This is a genomic window from Rhizobium sp. CF142, from assembly GCF_000281145.1.
GTDB lineage: Bacteria > Pseudomonadota > Alphaproteobacteria > Rhizobiales > Rhizobiaceae > Rhizobium.
Map to the genome: position 1 here is coordinate 1 of NZ_AJWE01000084.1, position 3623 is coordinate 3623.

Below are 3623 nucleotides of genomic sequence, written 5' to 3' on the forward strand. Positions count from 1 at the left end.
AAGCCGCGGCAGCAACGGCGGCCGCGGCCCATATCGCGCCGAGCAAGCTGCTTCCGGCAAGAGCAATAAGCCCGAACGCAAGCAGCCAGGCTTGGTAGGGACGAAGGGGGGGGCCGTCTGCGCCGCGATCGCTCGCTGCAACGACCGCGCGTTCAAGCAGGCCGAAGACCATCAAGCTTGCCCCGATCTGCATGCCATAGGGCCGCGCCTCATCGATATAGTACCACAGGAAGGCGCTGGTCCCGGCCACCAGAAGCCGATCAGCGCGGCCGTTGGCGAAGATGTAGAGGCCCGGAACGAGCCAGAGCAGGTTCATCACCCTCAGCGCGATCTCTCCGTCGCCCGCAACCTTCTCCCAGGCCCAGATCGCCACGAGGAAAAACGGCATTTGCGCATCGGAGCCCGTCTCCGCGACCATACGAGCCAGAAGCGCCCCGAACTGCGGCTCCGCTGCACGCCACGCTGTATTGGCCTCGTCTATCCAGTAGCTCTGTCCACTGATCGCCGTGCAAAGCGCCACCAAAGTGGCGACCATCGCGAACCACAGAGTGAAGTGCCGCGACAATGGGAGCAACTTCCGCAAAAACGATCCTGTTTTATTGACCGGGTTCGATGGCCCCGTGATCTCCGCGCCCAGCGCCAGATTGAGGTCAGATATGCCCATACACGTACAAGTCCCAAAACCGTGCCAGTGTGCCGCCGGCAATACATCTATCCCGGCCTAGATCAGCGCTAAGACTAACGCGTTCTTCGTTCGAGCAACAATCAGCACAAAGTGGTACGCGTACGTCTTATGGCTCGCTTTCGACCAGCCGGCATAAAGAATAAAGTTCATTTCTACAGAGGCTTGCGTGTCATCACAGACGGAGATTCCGAGAGAAGTTCGATGAGCCTTGGAGCTTGCCAGTTCGGCGAGCTGGATGGAGCCGGGAATGGTCAAGAGTAAGACTATTGTAAAGAGTAACCGGATCGAGCGGTTTCCTCAAAAGACCTATGGGCGGCGACCTCGCTACCTTGGCAGAGACTTTTATCAGGCACGATCCCTATTCGGCATTTGCCGGCAGTTGCTCTATCGGCTGAGCGCCGATCGTCGTGCGGCAGCTGGCACGTATGGTCCAACCCATTTCATCACATCGGGGGCGTAACATGTTGCCGCAAAGCACGGAGTTCCCCCGCACATGGCCAATTGCCACGACTGATCTTTCGCCCCGCGGCATGTCCGATACGGACGGCCTGGTGCTGAGTATTGTGGTGCCGGTGTTCAATGAGGAGGAGACGATCGTGCTCTTTCTCCAGGCCGTGGATGCACAGACCAACGCGATCCGCAGCGCTCTCGGACCAAGCGGACAGGTGGAGATTCTCTTCGTCGACGACGGCAGCCGAGATCGCACTGTAGAGATTATCGAAAGTCTCGTGGCACAGCGACCGGATATCGGCCTGATCTGCCTGTCACGAAACTTCGGCAAGGACGCAGCTCTGGCAGCCGGCCTTGCCCATGCACGCGGCGACGCAATCATCCCGATGGACGTCGATCTGCAGGATCCACCGGACATCGTTCCGGATATGGTGAGCGCCTGGATGCGCGGCGCAAAGGTGGTCAACGCACGCCGCAAGAGGCGTGGCAGCGACACCTGGCTCAAGCGCTGGAGCGCCACAGCTTTCTACGGCCTCTACAATCGGATGGCCGATTATCCCATCCAGGACAATGTCGGCGACTTCCGGCTGCTGGACCGCAGCGTCGTCGATGTTCTGAACGGCATGCCTGAGCGCATCCGCTTTATGAAAGGCCTGTTCTCCTGGGTTGGCTTCACTCAGGCGACGGTCGAATACGACCGGCCGAAACGCACGGCGGGCACCTCGAAGTGGGTATATTGGCGCCTGTGGAACTTCGCTTTGGACGGGATCACCGGATCGACGACGATGCCGCTGCGGATCTGGACCTATGTCGGCCTCGTTGTCGTCTTTCTGGCGCAGCTCTACGCAGCCATCATCATTGGGCGAACGCTGATATTTGGCGTCGATGCGCCTGGCTATGCGTCCATAATGGTCGTCATCCTGGTGTTCGGCGCGTTCAACATGATCTCCGTTGGGCTTCTTGGCGAGTATGTCGGCCGTATCGCCGTCGAGGTCCGGCAACGGCCGCTTTACCTGGTGGAGCATCTGACCGGCCGAGCCGCTGCGGGGTCGGCTACCGGCACCGTTGCCGATCAGGCGCGGCGTGACGCGCCCGCCGGCGCCAGCTCTCTGCGGCGGGTCGGCATCGCCGCAAGTACCGCAATGACGAGCGCGAGAGCGCCGGAAGGCCCGTTGAGCAGCCAGTATCCGGCAGAATGACATGGTGGATAAGGCTTGCTACCCGGCAGTCTACAGCCCCAGTGTCACCATGCCTTGGCGTTCGATGGAGTGCATCGGTGTCATCATCGCGCTGCTCCTTCTGAGCGGTTGCGTTTTTCCGCTGGTTGATCGCGATGGCTACCTGGATGCCAGCGAGATGGCGACTCTTCGCCTGCTTGGCATGCCTATCTATCTGATTTCTCTTGGGCTCTTGGCTCGAAACCAGGCAGAGCTGCTGATCGCCATCCGCCGCAGCTTGCCGTTCGTTGTGCTCCTCCTTTTGCCGCTCGTCTCCGTGCTGTGGTCGCCCAGCCCCGCTCTCACCCTGCAGCGGGGCATTGCGCTCATTCTCTCCGTATCGCTTGCCTATCTCCTCGCCATCCTGTTCACACCGCGGCAATTGCTGTTGCTGACGGTTGTAGTGCTTGGCTCCGGCATGGCGTTCAGTCTTTTGATGGCTGCGGCATGGCCCAGTCGCGCGTTCACCGTGGGCGAGAGCTCCCTGAGAGGCGTCTTTGACAACAAGAACGCGCTCGGATGGAACGCCGCGATCGCGACTTTCGCATGCAGCGTGATGGCGGCGGATCGACGGGCGGGGCTGAGAATCGTCAGCATACCGCTGCTGTGCGCCAGTCTCGTTTGCCTCGTCGCATCACAGTCGATGACGGCCATGACCTCACTCGCCAGCGCGGTGGTGGCCACGTTTTTCTTCCTTGCTCTATCAAAGACCCGCGACCTTGGACGGGTGACCCTCGTGCTGGTCTGTCTGCAATTGGTCGCGCTGCTCCTTGTAGGCCTCAGCGAACTGCTCGTTCCCGTGCTCGAAGCGCTGGGCAAGGATGCGACACTGACCGGTCGTGTTCCGCTCTGGCGGGAAGTGGATCACGCGATCGGAAGGCGGTTGTTGTTCGGTTACGGCTATCAGGCCTTCTGGGCCGACTCCAACCCCGATGGCTGGCACGTACGAGCCGCGGCCGGGTGGCCGGCGCCGCACGCCCATAATGGATTTCGTGACACATTGCTAAGCCTCGGGCTCCTGGGCTTCATCCCCCTGGTCTGGACCATTGCCCGCGCTGTGCGGCAGGGTGCGACGCTGCTGTGTGATGCTCCCGAGGAAGGTTGGCTGTGGCTGAACGTGCTGGTCATCATGTTCCTCGTGATGAACCTCACGGAAACGATCCTCCTCACTCAAAATAGTCTTCTCTTCGTCCTGTTTGCCACTGCCGTAATTATGTTCGCGATCAGGTTTCCGACCGAAGCGAGAGAGCTGACGTCTGGATTACGTTTGA

The 3623-nt window shown here is 60.5% G+C and carries 3 protein-coding genes; 2 read left to right on the forward strand and 1 reads right to left on the reverse strand.

The window, feature by feature from the left end:
- On the reverse strand, window positions 1-583 hold a 583-nt coding region (locus PMI11_RS15710), incomplete at its 3' end, for a hypothetical protein (protein WP_157179640.1).
- 563 nt (window positions 584-1146) lie between these two features.
- Here PMI11_RS15710 and PMI11_RS15715 point away from each other — a divergent pair.
- Window positions 1147-2334, forward strand: a complete 1188-nt coding sequence (locus tag PMI11_RS15715; protein ID WP_007818710.1) for a glycosyltransferase family 2 protein — start codon at window positions 1147-1149, stop codon at window positions 2332-2334.
- A gap of 1 nt (window position 2335) precedes the next feature.
- Window positions 2336-3623: O-antigen ligase family protein (locus PMI11_RS15720; protein ID WP_007818720.1), on the forward strand; the 1288-nt coding region annotated here is incomplete at its 3' end.